The sequence below is a fragment of the Megasphaera sp. AF13-6AC genome, from assembly GCF_027685385.1.
Classification (GTDB): Bacteria; Bacillota; Negativicutes; order Veillonellales; family Megasphaeraceae; genus Megasphaera; species Megasphaera micronuciformis.
The window spans coordinates 1-758 of the sequence record NZ_JAQCUN010000142.1; the positions used below are offsets into that span (position 1 = coordinate 1).

Here is a 758-nt window from a genome sequence, read left to right on the forward strand (position 1 = left end):
TCATCCGTCATATTAACCTTAAATGCAGCGATACACTCCTGGATAGATTTAAGAATCTTCGGAGTGATGGACTTGGAGATGACTTCAAATGCCTGCTGGAACGGATTGATGGAGTCGATGAGCTCGATATTAAGTTCATCGAGGTTTACGAACTTGCCGCTCATGTCAATAAACCTGCGATTACCATCCGTTTTAACATTTGAGCCGCGAATCACCATATCCGCAACTAAATGCTCGCGTACCTCTTCAACCTCGTCCTCTGACAGATGAGGATACTTTGTCATGATAATTTTTGGAATCATGATTTTGTTTATTACTTCTGGATCAACTACGCCGCTTACTGCTTTTGCAATTTGCGGGTCTTGCAGGATGTTTGCTTTAAGGTCGGTAAGGTCGGAGTCAAGAATGTTTTTTACATTCTGTGTTGAGGGTTGTCTCATTCCTCCAACCCGGATAGTACGCGCATCATCCGCTTTATCTTCATCGGACCCTGCCGGCGGCTTGGGCTTAAAATTGAAGTTCGGTGCAAGTACCTGTTCCATAAGGAGAGAAGCGGTTATGGCTTTCAACATATTATTTACGGATTCAACGACTTCCTCGCTTTCAGCATCAGGCTCTGCAATCAAGTTTGTAAATTGGGCATGAGTTTTGTTCTCGCTGTCGCGGGTACAACGACCAATTATCTGTATGATTTCCGTCAAAGAACCACGGTATCCTACTGTGAGTGCATGTTCGCAGAAAGGCCAATCAAATCCCTC

The 758-nt window shown here is 44.3% G+C and carries 1 protein-coding gene; it reads right to left on the minus strand.

Translation table 11 applies throughout. The features are described 5' to 3' along the window. Window positions 1–701: hypothetical protein (locus PGX78_RS07210; RefSeq protein WP_270446177.1), on the minus strand; the 701-nt coding region annotated here is incomplete at its 3' end. Window positions 702–758: the final 57 nt, after the last annotated feature.